The 17,388-nt window shown below is 70.9% G+C and carries 16 protein-coding genes and 1 tRNA gene; 10 read left to right on the forward strand and 7 right to left on the reverse strand.

Annotation, left to right across the window (positions count from 1 at the left end):
• The first annotated feature begins 2 nt into the window (after nucleotides 1-2).
• Both ACCP09_RS17400 and ACCP09_RS17405 read left to right on the forward strand, forming a co-directional pair.
• Nucleotides 3-956: a Ppx/GppA phosphatase family protein gene (locus ACCP09_RS17400; RefSeq protein ID WP_123684866.1), complete on the forward strand. Its 954-nt coding sequence runs from the start codon at nucleotides 3-5 to the stop codon at nucleotides 954-956.
• A 95-nt stretch (nucleotides 957-1,051) separates the two neighbouring features.
• Nucleotides 1,052-2,773, forward strand: a complete 1,722-nt coding sequence (locus ACCP09_RS17405) for a S8 family serine peptidase (RefSeq protein ID WP_433747880.1) — start codon at nucleotides 1,052-1,054, stop codon at nucleotides 2,771-2,773.
• A gap of 46 nt (nucleotides 2,774-2,819) precedes the next feature.
• Here ACCP09_RS17405 and ACCP09_RS17410 read toward each other — a convergent pair whose 3' ends face one another.
• Both ACCP09_RS17410 and ACCP09_RS17415 read right to left on the reverse strand, forming a co-directional pair.
• Nucleotides 2,820-3,029, reverse strand: coding sequence for a hypothetical protein (locus tag ACCP09_RS17410; protein WP_400990874.1), 210 nt, complete (start codon nucleotides 3,027-3,029; stop codon nucleotides 2,820-2,822).
• A 113-nt stretch (nucleotides 3,030-3,142) separates the two neighbouring features.
• Nucleotides 3,143-4,615, reverse strand: coding sequence for a S10 family peptidase (locus ACCP09_RS17415; RefSeq protein WP_433747883.1), 1,473 nt, complete (start codon nucleotides 4,613-4,615; stop codon nucleotides 3,143-3,145).
• Here ACCP09_RS17415 and ACCP09_RS17420 point away from each other — a divergent pair.
• The 4 genes from ACCP09_RS17420 to ACCP09_RS17435 all read left to right on the forward strand — a co-directional run bounded on the left by ACCP09_RS17420 (nucleotide 4,614) and on the right by ACCP09_RS17435 (nucleotide 7,689).
• On the forward strand, nucleotides 4,614-5,354 hold the full coding sequence (locus ACCP09_RS17420) for a uracil-DNA glycosylase (RefSeq protein ID WP_208722392.1): 741 nt from the start codon (nucleotides 4,614-4,616) through the stop codon (nucleotides 5,352-5,354). The genes ACCP09_RS17415 and ACCP09_RS17420 overlap by 2 nt on opposite strands.
• An 84-nt stretch (nucleotides 5,355-5,438) precedes the next feature.
• Entirely contained in the window at nucleotides 5,439-6,764 is a 1,326-nt protein-coding gene (locus tag ACCP09_RS17425; protein ID WP_017984860.1) for an NAD(P)/FAD-dependent oxidoreductase, read from the forward strand.
• 42 nt (nucleotides 6,765-6,806) lie between these two features.
• Nucleotides 6,807-6,880: transfer RNA gene (locus tag ACCP09_RS17430), tRNA-Leu, on the forward strand.
• Nucleotides 6,881-6,948: 68 nt separating this feature from the next.
• Nucleotides 6,949-7,689, forward strand: a complete 741-nt coding sequence (locus tag ACCP09_RS17435; protein WP_433747887.1) for a lysyl oxidase family protein — start codon at nucleotides 6,949-6,951, stop codon at nucleotides 7,687-7,689.
• A 13-nt stretch (nucleotides 7,690-7,702) separates the two neighbouring features.
• Here the strand turns inward: ACCP09_RS17435 and ACCP09_RS17440 are convergent, their stop codons facing one another.
• From ACCP09_RS17440 to adh, 4 genes are all read right to left on the reverse strand, one after another.
• Nucleotides 7,703-7,828 (reverse strand): hypothetical protein, encoded by a 126-nt coding sequence (locus tag ACCP09_RS17440; RefSeq protein WP_267283910.1) that lies wholly within the window; start codon nucleotides 7,826-7,828, stop codon nucleotides 7,703-7,705.
• A 150-nt stretch (nucleotides 7,829-7,978) separates the two neighbouring features.
• Entirely contained in the window at nucleotides 7,979-9,844 is a 1,866-nt protein-coding gene (locus tag ACCP09_RS17445; protein WP_433747891.1) for a propionyl-CoA synthetase, read from the reverse strand.
• Between the two features lie 11 nt (nucleotides 9,845-9,855).
• A complete protein-coding gene (locus tag ACCP09_RS17450; protein ID WP_027934046.1) occupies nucleotides 9,856-10,224 on the reverse strand; it encodes a DUF779 domain-containing protein in 369 nt (122 codons plus the stop codon).
• A gap of 2 nt (nucleotides 10,225-10,226) precedes the next feature.
• Nucleotides 10,227-11,750 carry an aldehyde dehydrogenase gene (gene adh, locus ACCP09_RS17455; protein WP_433747895.1) on the reverse strand — a complete coding sequence of 508 codons (1,524 nt, stop codon included), beginning with the start codon at nucleotides 11,748-11,750 and terminating at the stop codon, nucleotides 10,227-10,229.
• Nucleotides 11,751-11,910: 160 nt separating this feature from the next.
• Between adh and ACCP09_RS17460 the strand changes: the two genes are divergently transcribed.
• Nucleotides 11,911-13,404 carry a helix-turn-helix domain-containing protein gene (locus ACCP09_RS17460; protein ID WP_378334071.1) on the forward strand — a complete coding sequence of 498 codons (1,494 nt, stop codon included), beginning with the start codon at nucleotides 11,911-11,913 and terminating at the stop codon, nucleotides 13,402-13,404.
• Here ACCP09_RS17460 and ACCP09_RS17465 read toward each other — a convergent pair.
• Nucleotides 13,401-14,270 (reverse strand): MIP/aquaporin family protein, encoded by an 870-nt coding sequence (locus tag ACCP09_RS17465; protein ID WP_433747899.1) that lies wholly within the window; start codon nucleotides 14,268-14,270, stop codon nucleotides 13,401-13,403. The two genes, ACCP09_RS17460 and ACCP09_RS17465, sit on opposite strands and share 4 nt — an antisense overlap.
• Before the next feature lie 386 nt (nucleotides 14,271-14,656).
• On the opposite strand from ACCP09_RS17465, the gene ACCP09_RS17470 reads away from it, so the two are divergent.
• From ACCP09_RS17470 to ACCP09_RS17480, 3 genes are read left to right on the forward strand one after another with little or no spacing between them, the layout of a single operon-like run.
• Entirely contained in the window at nucleotides 14,657-15,100 is a 444-nt protein-coding gene (locus ACCP09_RS17470; RefSeq protein WP_223842968.1) for a diol dehydratase small subunit, read from the forward strand.
• Entirely contained in the window at nucleotides 15,097-16,785 is a 1,689-nt protein-coding gene (locus ACCP09_RS17475) for a propanediol/glycerol family dehydratase large subunit (RefSeq protein ID WP_020419374.1), read from the forward strand. Before ACCP09_RS17470 ends, ACCP09_RS17475 begins: the two co-directional genes overlap by 4 nt.
• A gap of 11 nt (nucleotides 16,786-16,796) precedes the next feature.
• Nucleotides 16,797-17,387 (forward strand): propanediol/glycerol family dehydratase medium subunit, encoded by a 591-nt coding sequence (locus ACCP09_RS17480; protein ID WP_020419373.1) that lies wholly within the window; start codon nucleotides 16,797-16,799, stop codon nucleotides 17,385-17,387.
• The last annotated feature ends 1 nt before the right edge of the window (nucleotide 17,388 follow it).

Below are 17,388 nucleotides of genomic sequence, written 5' to 3' on the forward strand. Positions count from 1 at the left end.
GCATGCCCCGTGTTGCCGCGATCGACTGTGGAACGAACTCCATCCGTCTGCTGGTGGCCGAGCTGACCGAGCGTCACGACGGCACCTTCGACCTGCGTGACCTGCATCGGGAGATGCGGATCGTGCGGCTCGGGCAGGGCGTGGACGCGACCGGACGGCTGGCGCCCGAGGCGCTGGAGCGCACACGCGCCGCGCTGACGGACTACACCATCGCCGCCCGGCGCAAGGGTGTGGAGAAGGTCCGCATGGTCGCCACGTCGGCGACCCGCGACGCGAGCAACCGCGACGAGTTCTTCGCGATGACGCGCGAGGTCCTCGGCGTCGAGGCCGAGGTGATCTCCGGCGACGAGGAGGCCCGGCTGTCGTTCATGGGCGCGGTCGGCGAGCAGGACCCGGACGACGGCCCGTTCCTGGTGGTCGACGTCGGCGGCGGCTCGACCGAGCTGGTGCTCGGCGAGTGGGACGGCAAGCGCGCCACGGTCACCGCGGCGAAGTCGGTCGACATCGGCTGCGTGCGGATCACCGAGCGCGCGCTGAAGTCGGACCCGCCGACGTCCAACGAGATCGTGGCGGCGCGCGAATTCGCCACCGGCGTGCTGGCCGAGGCGTTCGACGTGGTGGACGTGTCGAAGGCGCGCACCTGGATCGGCGTCGCGGGCACGGTGACCACGTTGTCCGCGGTGGCCCAGGACCTGCCCGAGTACGACTCGGAGCGGACGCACCTGTCGCGCCTGACTCCGGCCGACATCACCCGCGTGTCGGGGCACCTGCTGGAGGCCGACCACGAGGCGCGCGCCGCGAACCCGGTGATCCACCCCGGCCGGGTCGACGTCATCGGCGGCGGCGGGCTGATCGTGCAGATCCTCGCCGAGGAGATCGGACGCCGCGGCGGACCGGCCGAACTGGTGGTCAGCGAGCACGACATCCTCGACGGGATCGCGCTCTCGCTCGCCTGAGCCGCGGCTCCCGCACCCGACGAAGGTAGGGTTTTCGTACCGGATCGGGCGATCCGGAAGGTAGGTTCCTCCTCACCTTGATGAGGAGGAGTTCCTTGAGACGAACCAGGTTGCTCATCGCGGCGCTCGCGGTCCCGCTGATCGGCGGGGCCGTCGTTCTTCCCAGCGCGAGCGCACAACCCGCCGCGCTGTCCGGGCCGACCACGGAGTTCACCGTGCTGGCCTCCGGCGAACAGAGCGTCGCCGCCGCCGAGCAGGCCGTCCGCGCGGCGGGCGGAACCGTGGTGCGGACCAACACGGCGGTCGGCCTGATCACGGCCACCGCCCCGGCGAACGGCTTCGTGCAGCGCGTGTCGGCCGACGACGCGGTCTACGGCGCGGCGAAGGCGACGGCCATCGGCCAGGCGCCCACCGGCAAGGTCGCGCCCAAGCGGTCCGACGTGGAGAAGGAAGGCCGCCAGGCGCCGAAGAGCAGCGGCGCGACGACCGGCGCCACCGGCACCGACCCGCTGGACGACCAGCTGTGGGGCCTCAAGTCGGTGCGCTCGGACATGTCGCGCACCGTGCAGCCGGGCGACAAGCGCGTCAAGGTGGGCATCATCGACACCGGTGTGGACGGCACGCACCCGGACATCGCCCCCAACTTCGACCGCGGCGCGTCCCGCAACTTCACCCGCGACATCCCGACCGACCCGACCGGTGCGGTCGTGGACGGGCCGTGCGAGTTCCGCGGTTGCGTCGACCCGGCCGACCACGACGACAACGGGCACGGCACCCACGTCGCGGGCACGATCGCCGCGGCCGCGGACGGGTTCGGCATCTCCGGGGTCGCGCCGAACGTGACACTGGTGAACCTGCGTGCCGGCCAGGACTCCGGGTTCTTCTTCCTCCAGCCGGTCGTCGACGCGATCACCTACGCCGGTGACGCGGGCGTCGACGTCGTCAACATGAGCTTCTACGTCGACCCGTGGCTCTACAACTGCGCCTCGAACCCGGCGGACTCGGCCGAGCAGCAGCTGGAACAGCGCACGATCACCGAGGCCATGACGCGGGCGATGAACTACGCCTACCGCAAGGGCGTCACCGAGGTCGCGGCGCTGGGCAACCAGCACACCGACCTGGGCGCGCCGCAGCCGGACACGACGAGCCCGGACTACCCGGCGTCGTCGACCCACCCGCGCACGATCGACAACGCGACCTGCCTGTCGCTGCCGGTCGAGGGCCCGCACACCATCGGGGTCTCCGCGTTCGGCCCGTCCGGCGCGAAGGCGGACTACTCGAACTACGGCCTGGAGCAGATCTCGGTGTCCGCGCCGGGCGGCTACTTCCGCGACGGGTTCGGCACGGACTGGTACCGCACGAACGAGAACATGATCCTGTCCGCGTACCCGCGCAACGTGGGTGTCGCCGAGGGCACGATCGACGCGGACGGCAACGTGACCCCCGACGGTGCGGCCGCGGGCGTGCAGAAGGCGGTCACGAAGGACGGCCGGGCGGCGTACTACCAGTTCCTGCAGGGCACGTCGATGGCCACCCCGCACGCGAGCGGCGTGGCGGCGCTGATCGTGTCCGAGTACGGCCGGGCGAGCCGCGGCGGGATCACGATGAGCCCGGACGCGGTGCAGCGGATCATCGAAGGCACGGCGGCGCCGATCGCGTGCCCGGTGCCCGCGACAGTCGACTACCTGGACGAGGGCCGGGACGACTCGTACACCGCGACCTGCCAGGGCAGCCCGTCGTTCAACGGTTTCTACGGCCACGGAGCGGTGGACGCCTACGCCGCGGTGACCAGGGGAGCCGCGTACCTGCGCGGCTGAGGTGGTGACGGAAGGGCCGCTCCCGCACATGCGGGGGCGGCCCTTCTCACGCTGAGCGGATGTGCGCGTACTGCCACCAGCCGAGGGTGGCGCCGACAGCGAGACCGGCCATGGGAGCGGCGGCTGTGGAGATGCTCACCCAGCCGGCGGCGACGGCCAGCACCGCCGTGAGCAGAGCGACCGTCACCAGGGTCGAGCCGATGCGCAGGCGGCGGCGCATCGAGGCGAGCACCGCCGGGTCCGGTTCCTCCGCCACGCCGGCCGGGTTCCCCGCCTGCCGGGAACCAACTGCTCCGAGTGGAGCAATCTCCACCGTGGTGAGGACCTCCACCGTGCCGCCCCGCCCGCTGAGCGGGGCGGCACGCGACGTCAGCGGTTGCTGCTCGACCGCACGAACTCCGCCAGGTCCTTGGACTGCTGCACCCGCGACGGCTCGTGCACGTACATCATGTGCCCGGCCGGGTAGTAGGCCGATTCGATGTTGCCGCGCAGGTTCTCCGGGATCTGCAGGTGCGCCAGCACGTGCTCGGCGGCGTAGTAGGGCGTCGCGCCGTCGTAGTAGCCCAGCGCCACGTGCACCTTCAGGTGCGGGTTGGCCCGCATCGCCGCGCTCAGCGCCTCCACCGCGGACACCGCGCGGCCCTCGAACTCCGAGTACGACCAGTTCCGCACCACGTCCATCGACAGGACCTCGTACGGCAGATCGTTCTCGTAGCCAAGCTCGGACCGGACGTAGTGGTTGAAGCCGGCCGAATACGCCCCGATGATCCGCGACACCGAGGCGTCGTCGCTCATCAGTTCGCGTCCGCCGTCCGGCTCCCACGTCGTGAAGCGGCCGTCCATCCGGCCCGTGGTCAGCCCGCGCTCCCGCAGCAGCTCGGTGAAGAACCGCACGTGCTCGATCCGCAGGTTCACCCGGTCCACATAGGACTCGTCCAGTCCGGTCAGCGTCGCCAGCTTCCGCACCGCCGCCGCCTTCTCCTCCGGCGTCAGCCGCGCACCCCGCTGCAGCGCCCACGGCAGCTCGCGCGCGGCGAACTCCTCCGCCTCGGCCAGCACGTCCGCCAGCTTCCGCTTGCCGTGCTTGCCGTGGTAGTGCGCGATCGCCGCGTACGTGGGCACGAACAGCGGGTACGGCTGGTCGTTGCCCTCGGTGAACCGGATCGTGCCGAAGTCCAGCACGCTCGAGATGAGCATCAGGCCGTTGAGGTAGAACCCGTGCCGCTCCTGCAGGTGCCCGGCCAGCGCCGCCGCCCGCAGCGTGCCGTACGACTCGCCGGCCAGGTACTTCGGCGACAGCCACCGGCCGTTGCGGGACGTCCACAGCCGGATGATCTCCGCCACCGACTCCACATCGGCGGTGAATCCCAGGTAGTCCTTCGCGCTTTCGCCCTTCTTCGGCCGCGAGTAGCCGGTGGACACCGGGTCGATGAACACCAGGTCGCTGTGTGCCAGCAGCGTTTCCGGGTTGTCCACCACGCGGTACGGCGGCGGCTCGGGCGAGTCGACGTCGCCGGACACCACCCGCCGTGGCCCCAGCACGCCCATGTGCAGCCACACGCTCGCCGAGCCGGGGCCGCCGTTGAACGCGAACGTCACCGGCCGCGAACCCGGCTCCGCGCCGTCGAGCGTGTAGGAGGTGAGGAACACCTCGGCCTTGGCGGTGTGGCCGTCGAACTTGCCGTCGGTGTGCACTTCCTTGCGCAGCACGATCCGACCGGTCTGGGCGGTGTACGCGAGTTTGCGCCGCTTGACGGTGAGCGTGTGCTGGGTGGTGACGAGGTCGTCGCTCGGCTCGGGCGCGGCCTCGGTCTTCGTCTCCTCTTCGGGGGTTTCCGGCATGGTCGCCAACCTAGCGGAGCACACTGACAACGTGCCCCGACCGAAACCCCGCACACTGACCGAACTGGACACGGCGGTGAGCGAGTGCCGCCGCTGCCCGCGTCTCGTCGCGTGGCGCGAGGAGGTCGCCGCGACCAAGCGGGCCGCCTTCGCGGACTGGACGTACTGGGGCCGCCCGGTGCCCGGGTTCGGGCCCGCGGACGCGTCGCTGGCCATCGTCGGGCTCGCCCCGGCCGCGCACGGCGCGAACCGCACCGGCCGGATGTTCACCGGCGACCGCTCGGGCGACTTCCTCTACCAGGCGCTTTACGACATCGGGCTGGCGTCGCAGCCGACGTCCACCCACATCGGCGACGGCCTGGAGTTGCGGGGTGTGCGCATCACCGCGCCGGTCAAGTGCGCGCCGCCGGCCAACAAGCCGCTGCCGTCGGAGCGGGACAACTGCCGCCCGTGGCTGGTGCGGGAGTTCGAGCTGTTACTTCCGACACTCCGCGCGGTGGTCGTGCTCGGCGCGTTCGGCTGGCAGGCGCTGCTGCCGGTGCTGGCGCAGACCTGGACGGTGCCGAAACCCGCGCCGAAGTTCGGCCACGGCGCTCACTTCGTCCTGTCCGGGAGCCCCGATCTTCACCTTTTTGGGTCATTTCACGTCTCGCAGCAGAACACTTTCACCGGACGCCTCACCCCGGCCATGCTGCGCGACGTGCTGGGCCGTGCGGCCACTGTGGCCGGACTCCTCTGAATCGTTTCGCGCTGGTCCGCGACCCTGGTCACAGGTGAGGAGGGTCTACGAGCGCCCAGCCGGTGGGAGTGGGAAGATGTGTCTATGGCCGCAGCGAAGTCGGAACCGACTCGGATCCTCATTCTGGGTGGCGGTTACGTCGGGCTCTACACCGCGTTGGGACTCCAGAAGAAGCTCCGCGCCAACGAAGCCTCCGTGACGATCGTCGACCCTCAGCCGCACATGACCTATCAGCCGTTCCTGCCGGAAGCGGCGGCTGGGGCCATCGAACCGCGCCACGTCGTGGTGCCGCTGCGGCGCGTGCTCAAGCGTTGCCACGTGCTCACCGCGCGGGTCAACAAGATCGAGCACGAGCGCAAGACCGTCACGGTGGAGGCCGCCGACGGGCACATCGAGCAGCTGAACTACGACGTGCTCGTGGTCGCGCTCGGCGCCGTGCCGCGGCTGCTGCCGATCCCCGGCCTCGCCGAAGAGGGCATCGGCATCAAGACCATCGGTGAGGCCATCTACCTGCGCAACCACGTGCTGACCAAGCTCGACGAGGCGGCCAGCACGCTGGACCCCGAGCTGCGCAAGCGCCTGCTCACCTTCACCGTCGTCGGCGGCGGGTTCGCGGGCATCGAGGCGCTGGCCGAGCTCGAGGACATGACCCGGTTCGCGACGCGGTACTACGAGAACATCCAGCCCGAGGACATCCGCTGGGTGCTCGTCGAGGCCGCGGGCCGGATCCTGCCCGAGGTGCGCGAGACGCTCGGCGTGTGGACGGTCGAGCAGCTGGAGAAGCGCGGCATCGAGGTCTACCTGTCGACCGCGGCGAAGTCGTTCGAGAACGGCCGGGTGGTCCTCTCGGACGGCACCGAGTTCGACAGCGACACGATCATCTGGACCGCCGGCGTGAAGGCCAACCCGGTGCTGGCCAACTCGGACCTGCCGATCGACAAGCGCGGCCGCGTCGAGGCGACCGCCGCGCTGCAGGTCGTCGGCCACCCGGACGTCTGGACCGCGGGCGACAACGCCGCGGTGCCGGACTTGTCGCGCACCGAGAGCGACCCGACGGCCACCTGCCCGCCGAACGCGCAGCACGCGGTCCGGCAGGCGCGGCACCTGGCGAAGAACATCATCAAGACGCTGCGCGGCGGCCAGCCGGTGGACTACTACCACAAGAACCTCGGCGCGGTGGCCGGCCTCGGCCTGCACAAGGGCGTCGCGGACGCGCTGAACCTGAAGATCAAGGGCTTCCCGGCCTGGCTCTTCCACCGCGGCTACCACCTCAAGGCGATGCCCACGTTCAACCGCAAGGTGCACATCCTGCTGGACTGGATGCTGGGCGGCCTGTTCCGGCGCGAGGTCGTCTCGCTGGGGCAGATCAACAACCCGAAGGAAGAGTTCACGCGGGCTTCGAAGTCCTGACCTGCGGTGGGGCTACGGGCGCCGTTCGCCTAGGCTGACGGTGCCCCCGTAGCCCAACCGGCAGAGGCAGTCGACTTAAAATCGATTCAGTGCGGGTTCGAACCCCGTCGGGGGCACTGACCTGTCGATGTGGCCGAGCGCGGGGTGCGTCTCCGGCAACCGCTGACTCTTGCCGGAGGTAACCGTGCTCCGCCGGATCGGGCCGCTCGTGCTGGCGGCTCTCCTGTTCGTCCCCGGGGTCGCCTCCGCCGAGGAGGAGTTGCGTCCCGACCTCGGCATGGCGCCGCTCACCGACGTGAAGGTCACGACGAGCCCGGCCGGCCAGCAGCAGCTCCGGTTCTCGGCGACGATCGTGAACGTGGGCCGGGGTCCGTTCGAGGTCGAGGCGTCCCGTGTGTCGGTGGACGCGCCGTTCCGGGTCGTGCAGCGGGTCTCGCGGGCGGATGGCTCGCGGGCGGACGTGGGCGTGCCGGCCGGGCTCGTGTACGGCGGCGACGGGCACGACCACTGGCACATCCGCGACCTCGAGACCTACCAGCTCGTTCGGCTGGACGGCGGCGTGGTGAGCGTGGCCGCGAAGGCCGGGTTCTGCTTCTACGACACGAGCTCCTACCGGCGCTCGTTGCCCGGCGCACCGCGGTCCAAAGTGTACTCGGAAAGCGGTTGCGGGGACCGCAGTTCGCTCACGGTGACGATGGGACTGTCGGTCGGGTGGGCGGACCGGTACGCGTCGACGCTGCCGGACCAGTTCGTGGACATCACCGGCATCCCCGACGGCCGCTACCGGCTCATCGCCACGGCAGACGCGCAGGGGCGGTTCACCGAGGCGGACCGTACCAACAACGCGACGTGGGTGGACCTCTCGCTGACCAGCCGGAAGGGCCGCACGACGGTGCGGGTCCTCGCACACGGCCCGGCGGCCTGAGCGGGCTCGGGTCTCAGGCGCCGAACCGCCTGCGGACCTCGACCGCCTCGTCGCCTGTCAACCAGGTGATCGCGAATTCCCGTCCGTAGCAGTCGAAGCTGCCGGAGGACAGTTCGGCCACGGCGTCCTCGGTGAACATCCAGCCGCCGTCAGTTCGCGATGTGGGTCCGCAGTCGCACCCGACCGGTATGCGGTGGGGAAGGACGTTTTCCGGCCTGGTTTCGGACGCTGCTGCTGCCCGCGATGTCCCGGCTGGTGAACCGCGCGCCACCCGTTGTCGCGCTGTCTGCTAGCCGCCTGTGGAAAGCACCTCCCGCAGCTTCTCCAGCACCGCGGGGTCCTCGATCGTCGACGGGACTGCCTCGGCGCGGCCTTCGGCGATTGCGCGCATCGATTTGCGCAGGATCTTGCCCGATCGCGTCTTCGGCAGCGCGTCGACGACGGTGACCGAGCGGAACGCCGCCACCGCGCCGATGTCCCGGCGCACCGCGGCGATCAGCTCCTCCGCCAGGCCCTCCGCGGACGCACCGGCCTTCAACACGACGAAACCCCGCGGCAGCTGGCCCTTCAACGAGTCCGCCACCCCGACCACGGCGCACTCCGCCACCGCGGGATGCGCCGCCAGCACGGCCTCCATCGCGCCCGTCGACAACCGGTGGCCCGCCACGTTGATCACGTCGTCGGTCCGGCCCATCACGAACAGGTACCCGTCCTGGTCGACAAATCCACCGTCGCCGGTCAGGTAGTACCCGGGGTACCGCGACAGGTACGACGTCACGTACCGCGAATCGTCGTTCCACAAGCCCAGCAGCGTGCCCGGCGGCAGCGGCAGCCGGACGCATACCGCGCCCTCCGCGCCGCGCGGCACCTCCTCGCCGGACTCCGCCAGGATCCGCACGTCGTAACCGGGCATCGGCACGCTCGGCGAGCCCGGCTTCAGCGGCAGCGGCTCCAGCCCGCGCGGGTTGGCCGCGATCGCCCAGCCCGTCTCGGTCTGCCACCAGTGGTCCACCACTGGCACCCCGAGCCGCGCCGTCGCCCACTGGTACGTCTCGGGGTCCAGCCGCTCGCCGGCCAGGAACAGCGTCCGCAGCGTCGGCATGTCCCGCAGGAGCTCACCCGACGGGTCCACCTTCTTGATCGCCCGCATCGCCGTCGGCGCGGTGAACAGCGCCTTCACCCCGTACGTCGAGATCACGCGCCAGAACGCGCCGGCGTCCGGCGTGCCGACCGGTTTCCCTTCGTACAGCACGGTCGTCGCCCCGACCAGCAGCGGTCCGTACACGATGTAGGAATGCCCGACGACCCACCCGACGTCGGACGCGGTCCACCACACGTCGCCCGGCCCGATGTCGTAGATGTTCGCCATCGACCAGGCCAGCGCGACCGCGTGCCCGCCGTTGTCCCGCACCACGCCCTTCGGCTTGCCCGTCGTGCCGGACGTGTACAGCACGTACAACGGGTCGGTCGCGGCAACCTCCACACAGGACACCGGCGAAGCGTCCGCCACCAGGTCAGCCCAGTCGTGTTCACCCGGTCGTAGCGCAGCCCGCACCTGATCCCGCTGGAACACCACCACCTGGGGCGACTCGCCAGACAACGCGATCGCCTCGTCCACGATCGGCTTGTACTCGATCACCCGCGCCGGCTCGATGCCGCACGAACCGCACACCACCACCTTCGGACGCGCGTCGGCGATCCGCACCGCCAACTCTTTCGGCGCGAACCCGCCGAACACCACCGAATGCACCGCGCCCAGCCGCGCGCACGCCAGCATCGCGATCACGGCCTGCGGGATCATCGGCAGGTAGAGCACCACCCGGTCGCCGCGCTCGACGCCCAGCCCGCGCAGCGCACCGGCGAACCGCGAGACCTCGTCCAGCAACTCCGCATAGGTGTAGCGGGCCGACGAACCGGTGACCGGTGAGTCGTAGATCAGCGCGACGCGGTCACCGTGCCCGGCGGCGACGTGCCGGTCCAGCGCGTTGTAGCAGGTGTTCAGCCTGCCGCCGGGGAACCACCGGTACCAGGGCGGGTGCTCGGCGTCCAGCGCGCGGTCCGGCTGCCTCGTCCAGCTGATCGCCGACGCCGCGGACAGCCAGAAACCCTCCGGATCACGCAGACTTTCCTCGTAGACGCCGGCGTACCCGCCCATGCCCCGTCCTCTCAGTCCAAAGCAGACAACTCTTCGTCGGTCAGCAACCGCGACCGGATCAGGAACCGCACACCCTCCGGGGCCTCCAGCGAGAACCCGCTGCCCCGGCCGGGAACCACGTCGATCGTCAGGTGCGTGTGCCGCCAGTACTCGAACTGCGCGGCCGACATCCACACCGGGATCGGGTCCGGCACCCCGGCGACCGTGAGGTCGCCGAGGTGCACGTCGGATCCGCCGGTGCGGAACTCCCCGGCCGGGTAGCACATCGGCGCGCTGCCGTCACAACACCCACCGGACTGGTGGAACATCAGCGGACCGTGCTGTCCGGTCAGCCGCCGCAGCAGGTCCGCGGCGGCGTCGGTGAGATCCACCCGGCTCATGATCAGAAGAACCCCTGCGCGTTCGGCGAGTACGACACCAGCAGGTTCTTCGTCTGCTGGTAGTGGTCGAGCATCATCTTGTGGGTCTCGCGCCCGATGCCGGACTGCTTGTAGCCGCCGAACGCCGCGTGCGCCGGGTAGGCGTGGTAGCAGTTCGTCCACACGCGACCGGCCTGGATCTCGCGTCCGGCGCGGAACGCGGTGTTGCCGTCGCGCGACCAGACACCCGCGCCCAGCCCGTACAGCGTGTCGTTGGCGATCTTGATGGCGTCGTCGTAGTCGTCGAACTTCGTCACCGACACGACCGGGCCGAAGATCTCCTCCTGGAAGATCCGCATCTTGTTGTCACCGGCGAACACGGTCGGCTGGATGTAGTAGCCGCCGGCCAGCTCGCCGCCGAGGTCGGCCTTCCCGCCGCCGGTGAGGACCTGCGCGCCCTCCTGCCTGCCGATGTCGATGTAGGACAGGATCTTCTCGAACTGGTCGTTCGAGGCCTGCGCGCCGATCATCGTGTCGGTGTCCAGCGGGTGGCCCTGCTTGATCTTCTCGACGCGCGCGACGCCGTCGGCGAGGAAACGGTCGTAGATGGACGACTGGATCAGCGCGCGCGACGGGCAGGTGCAGACCTCGCCCTGGTTGAGGGCGAACATCGCGAAGCCCTCCTGCGCCTTGTCGTAGAACGCGTCCTGCTCGGCGGCGACGTCGGCGAAGAAGATGTTCGGGCTCTTGCCGCCCAGCTCCAGCGTGACCGGGATGATGTTCTCGCTGGCGTACTGCATGATCAGGCGGCCGGTGGTGGTCTCACCGGTGAAGGCGACCTTGCGGATGCCCTTGTGCTGGGCCAGTGGCTTGCCCGCCTCGACACCGAAGCCGTTGACGACGTTGATGACGCCGGCCGGGACGACGTCCGCGATCAGGCTCAGCAGCACGTGGATCGACGCCGGGGTCTGCTCCGCGGGCTTGAGCACGACGCAGTTGCCCGCCGCCAGCGCGGGGGCCAGCTTCCACGCGGCCATCAGGATCGGGAAGTTCCACGGGATGATCTGGCCGACCACACCCAGCGGCTCGTGGAAGTGGTAGGCGACCGTGTCGGCGTCGATCTCGGCGATGCTGCCTTCCTGCCCGCGGATGGCGCCCGCGAAGTAGCGGAAGTGGTCGACGGCCAGCGGCAGGTCGGCGGCCAGGGTCTCGCGGACCGGCTTGCCGTTCTCCCAGGTCTCGGCCACCGCGAGCTTCTCGAGGTTGGCTTCCATCAGGTCGGCGATCTTGAGCAGCACGGCGGCGCGCTCGGCGGGGGAGGTGCGACCCCACGCGGCGGCCGCCCCGGTGGCGGCGGCGACCGCGCGGTCGACGTCCTCGGCCGTCCCGCGCGCGACCTCGGTGAAGGTCTTGCCGGTGACCGGCGTCGGGTTCTCGAAGTACTCGCCCTTCGCCGGCGGGACGTACTCGCCGCCGATGAAGTGGTCGTACCGCGGTTCGAACGCGACGACGCTGCCGGTTTCGCCCGGCGCGGCGTACTTCGTCATGAGCCTGCCTCCTGGATCGGTGTTCGGTGCGAACGGCTTCGGCGCACCGGGCGCCAAGCTAGGGAAGGCGACGTTGCAGCGTCGTTGCAACGGTTGCCGAACGCGGCACGCGCCCGGCATGCTTTCGGTGCCCGTTCCGTCGACGACGCCGGAGTGCTCAATGGACGCCGAAACCGTGACCGACGCCCCGACGGCGCTGCACCTGGCGTCGGACCCGGCGGCGCAGTTCGAGGTGCTGCAACAGGTTCGCGATGCGACTCTGAGTGGTGCTCGCGCGCAGTTTTCACCCCGTCCGGTGATTTCCGAGTCCTGGCAACGCTCACTCGCCGCGCACATCGATCCGGACGATTTCCGTCCACCGATCGTCTACGCGCCGGACGAAGTCGCCGACGTCCGCGATGCCCACCCGTTGCACGCCGTTCTGCCGACGCTGCGGGAACTGCTGGGCAGCATCGCCGACGAGTCGCGGCACGTCATGATCGTCACCGACGCCGAGGGCACGATCCTGTGGCGGGAGGGGCCCGCCAACCTGTGCAGCCAGGCCGACCCGGTCGGGCTGTGCGAGGGGACCGGCTGGTCGGAGCGGGCGATCGGCACCAACGCGATGGGCACCGCGCTCGCCGTGGACGCCCCGGTGCAGATCTACTCGGCCGAGCACCTGGTGAAGACCTACCACGGCTGGACCTGCGCGGCCGCCCCGATCCACGACCCGGACACCGGCGACCTGCTCGGCGCGATCGACGTCAGTGGGCTGCTCGACACGCTGCACCCGGCGACGGTTTCGCTGGTCAACGCCACCGCGCAACTCGCCGAGAGCCACCTGCGGCGGCGGATGGAGTGGCTGGACGGCCAGCTGCTGACGAAGAACATGCCGCACCTCGCGCGGCTGCGTGGCGAGCCGGGCGCGCTGCTCACCCCGACCGGGCGGGTGATCGCGGCCGACCGGCTCGGGCGGCTGCCGAAGCGGGTCGCGGTGGACGCCGACCGCGTGCTGCTCGACGACGGCCGGGAGGCGCACGTCGAGCCGCTGCCGGAGGGGTACCTGCTGCGCCTCCGGACGACCACGGCCACCCGGCGCCCGACGCTCGAACTGTCCTTCCTCGGCGACAACCCGGCCGCGGTGATGAACGGCCGCGCCCTGCCGCTCACCCTGCGGCGCGCGGAGATCCTCGCCCTGCTCGCGCTGCACCCCGCCGGGCTGACCGCCGAGCAGCTGGCGTTGCAGCTCTACGGCGACGACGGCAACCCGACGACCGTGCGCGCGGAGATCCACCGGCTGCGCGGTCAGCTCGGCGGCGACGTCATGCGAGCCAAGCCCTACCAGCTGCGAGCCGAGGTCAAGGCCGATTTCCTGCGCGTGCGGCTGGCGTTGAACAGCGGTGATGTCGCCGCGGCGGTGGCGGCCTGCCCGGCGCCGCTGCTGAGCCGGTCGGACGCGCCCGCCATCCGCGCCGAGCGGGAGCAGCTGGTCGCGGCCGTGCGCACCGCCGTGCTCGGGCACCCCGATCCGGACGTGCTGTGGACGTTCGCGCAGAGCGAGACGGGCCGGGACGACGTCGAGGTGTTCGAGCACCTCACCCGCCGCCTGCCTGCCGACGACCCCAGGCGGGCCGTGGCGTCGGCCCGCCTGGAGTGGCTGCTCGGCGAGGACTAGCCGACGAACTTCTCCTCGGCGACCTGCCGCGCGTGCAGCACATCACCGATGAAGAAGTCGTACAGCAGCGCGCCGACCACGGCGCCGACCAGCGGGCCGACGATCGGCACCCACAGGTAGGGGGCCATCGCGGTGTCACCCCAGCCGGCGAAGAACGCGAACAGCCGCGGGCCGAAGTCGCGCGCCGGGTTGATCGCGTAGCCGGCGTTCGCGCCGAAGGACAGCCCGATCGCGGCAACCGTGAAGCCGATCAGCAGCGGCCCCATCTTCGGGGAGACCGCCTTGTTGCGGGCGTCGATCAGGGCGAGCACCACCACGAGCAGCACCGCCGTGCCGACGACCTGGTCCAGCAGCGGGCCGAACCAGCTGGCGAAGTACGGCGCCGGGACGGTCGCGAAGATCGAGAACGTCGTCTCGCTCTTCGGCGTCCCGGCCGCGGCGTCGAACGCGCTGATCGCCGGGCGGTAGACGGCGTACACGAGCGCGGCGCCGGTGAACGCGCCGGCCAGCTGCGCGCCGCAGTAGCCGGGCACCTTGCGCCACGGGAACCGCCGCCGCACGGCCATCGCGAGCGTGACGGCGGGGTTGAGGTGCGCCCCGCTGACGCCGCCGGCCACGTAGACCGCGAAGGCCACGGCGAAGGCCCAGCCCCACACGATCAACAGCCAGTCGCCAGTGCCCTGGAAGATCGTGGTGGCGCTGGCGGTGCGCCCGGAGCCGGGCAGGCCGGCGACGGCCATCGCCACGCAGCCGTCGCCGAGCGCGATGAGCAGGAACGTGCCGAAGAACTCGGCGAGCAGGTCGCCGCGGCCGCCGGTCAACCGGTGCAGGCCGGCGGGCCGGCGCAGGGGTGCCACATCGGTCACTGGGTCCTCCTTGACGCAGTACGGATGCCGCACAGGTTGCGAAGCCGCGGGTTGCACCGACGTTGCGCCGCTGGGTTGGCCGCGGTTCGCCCGGGTGTTCGGCTCCTGGCGGGAGTGGCTGCCGTGCCCGCCGGGGAGGGCAGGGGTGGTGCCGGGAGGGACCAACACGGCGCCCGGCGCGGCGAACACGCCGCCGGGAGCGGCGAGCAGGCCACCGCAAGGGGCCATCACGGTGCCGGGGATGACCGCGGCGGGGTGCCAACACGCTGGGGCGGCTGCGGCCCCGTTGGCCCATTCGAGTGGGAGTTCGCCGAGCCGATTGGCCACTCACCTCGAGCCGCGAAGTGCAACGTTGATGCAACGTGACGCCGCTTACGGTCCGGCCCGTGACTACTCCGAGCCAGGTGGACCTCGACCCGGGCCGGGACTACCCGCTCGCGGCGCGGCGCCCCGAACTGCTGAAGACCCCGACCGGAAAACGCCTCGACGAGCTCACCATGGCGGCCGTGCTCGCCGGTGAGGTCGCGCCCGAGGACCTGCGCATCGCGCCGGAGACCCTGCGCCTGCAGGCCCAGATCGCCGAGCGCGTCGGCCGCCCGCAGCTCGCCCAGAACTTCCGCCGCGCGGCGGAGCTGACCGCGCTGCCCGACGAGCTGGTGCTGTCGATCTACAACTCGCTCCGGCCGCGCGCCTCCACCAAGGAACAGCTCGGCGAGATCGCCGACGAACTGGAGTCGAAGTACTCCGCGACGCTGTGCGCGCAGCTCGTCCGCGAGGCCGCCGACGTCTACGAACGACGCGACATCCTGGCACGGGAGGACGGCCGATGACGGGCGCACGACGGTCGAAGCGGACCGAGGCTCTGGAGCAGCGGCCGGTCAACCTCGACGGGTTCGTCGAGGAGTGGCCCGAGGTCGGCATGGTCGCGATGGACAGCCCGTACGACCCGGAGCCGGGCGTGCGCGTCGAGGACGGCGTGATCGTCGAGATGGACGGTAAGCCGCGGGCCGAGTTCGACTTCCTCGACCAGTTCATCGCCGACCACGCCATCGACGTCGAGGCCACCGAGCACGCGATGGCGGTCCCCGCGGTGGAGATCGCGCACCTGCTGGTCGACCCGCGCGCCACCCGGCAGGACGTGCTCGCCCTGACCCGCGGGCTCACCCCGGCGAAGCTGCTCGAGGTCGTCAAGACCATGAACGTGGTCGAGATGATGATGGCGCTGCAGAAGATGCGCGCCCGCCGCACACCGGCGAACCAGGCGCACGCGACCAGCGCGCGGGACAACCCGGTGCAGGTCGCCGCCGACGCCGCGGAAGCCTCGCTGCGCGGGTTCCGCGAGCTGGAGACCACGCTCGGTGTCGTGCGGTACGCGCCGCTGGTGGCGATCGCGCTGCAGGTCGGCGCCCAGGCCGGGACCCCGGGCGTGCTGACCCAGTGCGCGCTCGAAGAGGCCACCGAGCTGGAGCTGGGCATGCGCGGGATCACCGCGTACGCCGAGACGATCTCGGTGTACGGCACGGAGCCGGTGTTCTGCGACGGCGACGACACGCCGTGGTCCAAGGCGTTCCTCGCCTCGGCCTACGCCTCGCGCGGCATCAAGATGCGGTTCACCTCGGGCACCGGGTCGGAGGTGCAGATGGGCAACGCCGAGGGCAAGTCCATGCTGTACCTGGAGATCCGCTGCATCCTGGTGACCAAGGGCGCCGGGGTGCAGGGCCTGCAGAACGGGTCGATCAGCTGCATCGGCGTGCCCGGCGCGGTGCCCGCCGGGATCCGCGCGGTGCTCGCGGAGAACCTGATCGCGAGCATGGTCGACCTCGAGTGCGCCTCCGGCAACGACCAGTCCTTCTCGCACTCGGACATGCGCCGCGTCGCGCGCCTGCTGCCGCAGCTGCTGCCCGGCACCGACTTCGTCTGCTCGGGCTACTCCTCGACGCCGAACTACGACAACATGTTCGCCGGATCCAATGTGGATGCCGAGGACTACGACGACTGGAACGTGCTGCAGCGCGACCTCCAGGTCGACGGCGGACTGCGGCACGTGCCGGAGGCGGAGATCCTCGCCGCCCGCAACCGCGCCGCCCGCGCACTGCAGGGCGTGTTCGCCCAGCTCGACCTGCCGCCGATCACCGACAAGGAGGTCGAGGCGGTCACCTACGCGCACGGCAGCAAGGACCTGCCGCTGCGGGACGTGCTGGAGGACCTGAAGGCGGCGCAGTCGGTGATGGACCGCGGCGTGACCGGGGTGGACATCGTGAAGGCCCTGGACGGCGCGGGGTTCACCGACATGGCCGAGTCGTTGCTGGCGGTGCTGCGGCAGCGCGTGTCCGGGGACCTGCTGCACACGTCGGCCATCCTGACGCCCGAGCTGGAGACGCTGTCCGCGATCAACGACGTAAACGACTACGCGGGCCCGGGCAGCGGCTACCGGCCGACCGGGGCGCGCTGGGAAGAGATGAAGCGTCTGCGCCACGTGGTGAGCGCGCAGAACCCGGAGCAGGAAGTCGTCTGAGGAGGAGTGCCATGACGGACACCAGTGTGGGCAGCCGGCGCACGCTCACCCTCGACGAGCGCGGGCCCGCCGGGCCGGGCACGCGCAGCGACGAGGTGGTCATCGGGTTGTCGCCCGCGTTCGGCGACTTCTTCACCAAGACCATCGTGGACATCCCGCACGCGGAGGTGCTGCGCGAGCTGCTCGCCGGCATCGAGGAGCAGGGCGTGCACGCGCGGGTGATCCGGTTCCGCGGCGGCTCGGACCTCGCGGTGATCGCCCATGCGGCGGCGAAGCTGTCCGGTTCGGGCATCGCGGTCGGTGTGCTGTCCCGGGGTACCACGATGATCCACCAGAAGGACCTGGTGCGACTGTCCAATCTGGAGCTGTTCCCGCAGGCGCCGCTGATGGACCTGGAGACCTTCCGCAAGGTCGGCCGCAACGCCGCCCGCTACGCCAAGGGCGAGTCGCCGGAGCCGGTGCCCGCGCGCAACGACTTCATGGCCCGCCCGCGCTGGCAGGCGAAGGCGGCGTTGCTGCACATCAAGGAGACCGAGTTCGTGGTGCCCGGCGCCGGACCCGTCGAGCTGGACGTGCGGATCCAGCTGGCCGACGCGGGCTGAT

It is taken from the genome of Amycolatopsis sp. 3B14, assembly GCF_050958625.1.
In the GTDB taxonomy this organism is placed as follows: domain Bacteria; phylum Actinomycetota; class Actinomycetes; order Mycobacteriales; family Pseudonocardiaceae; genus Amycolatopsis_E; species Amycolatopsis_E thermoflava.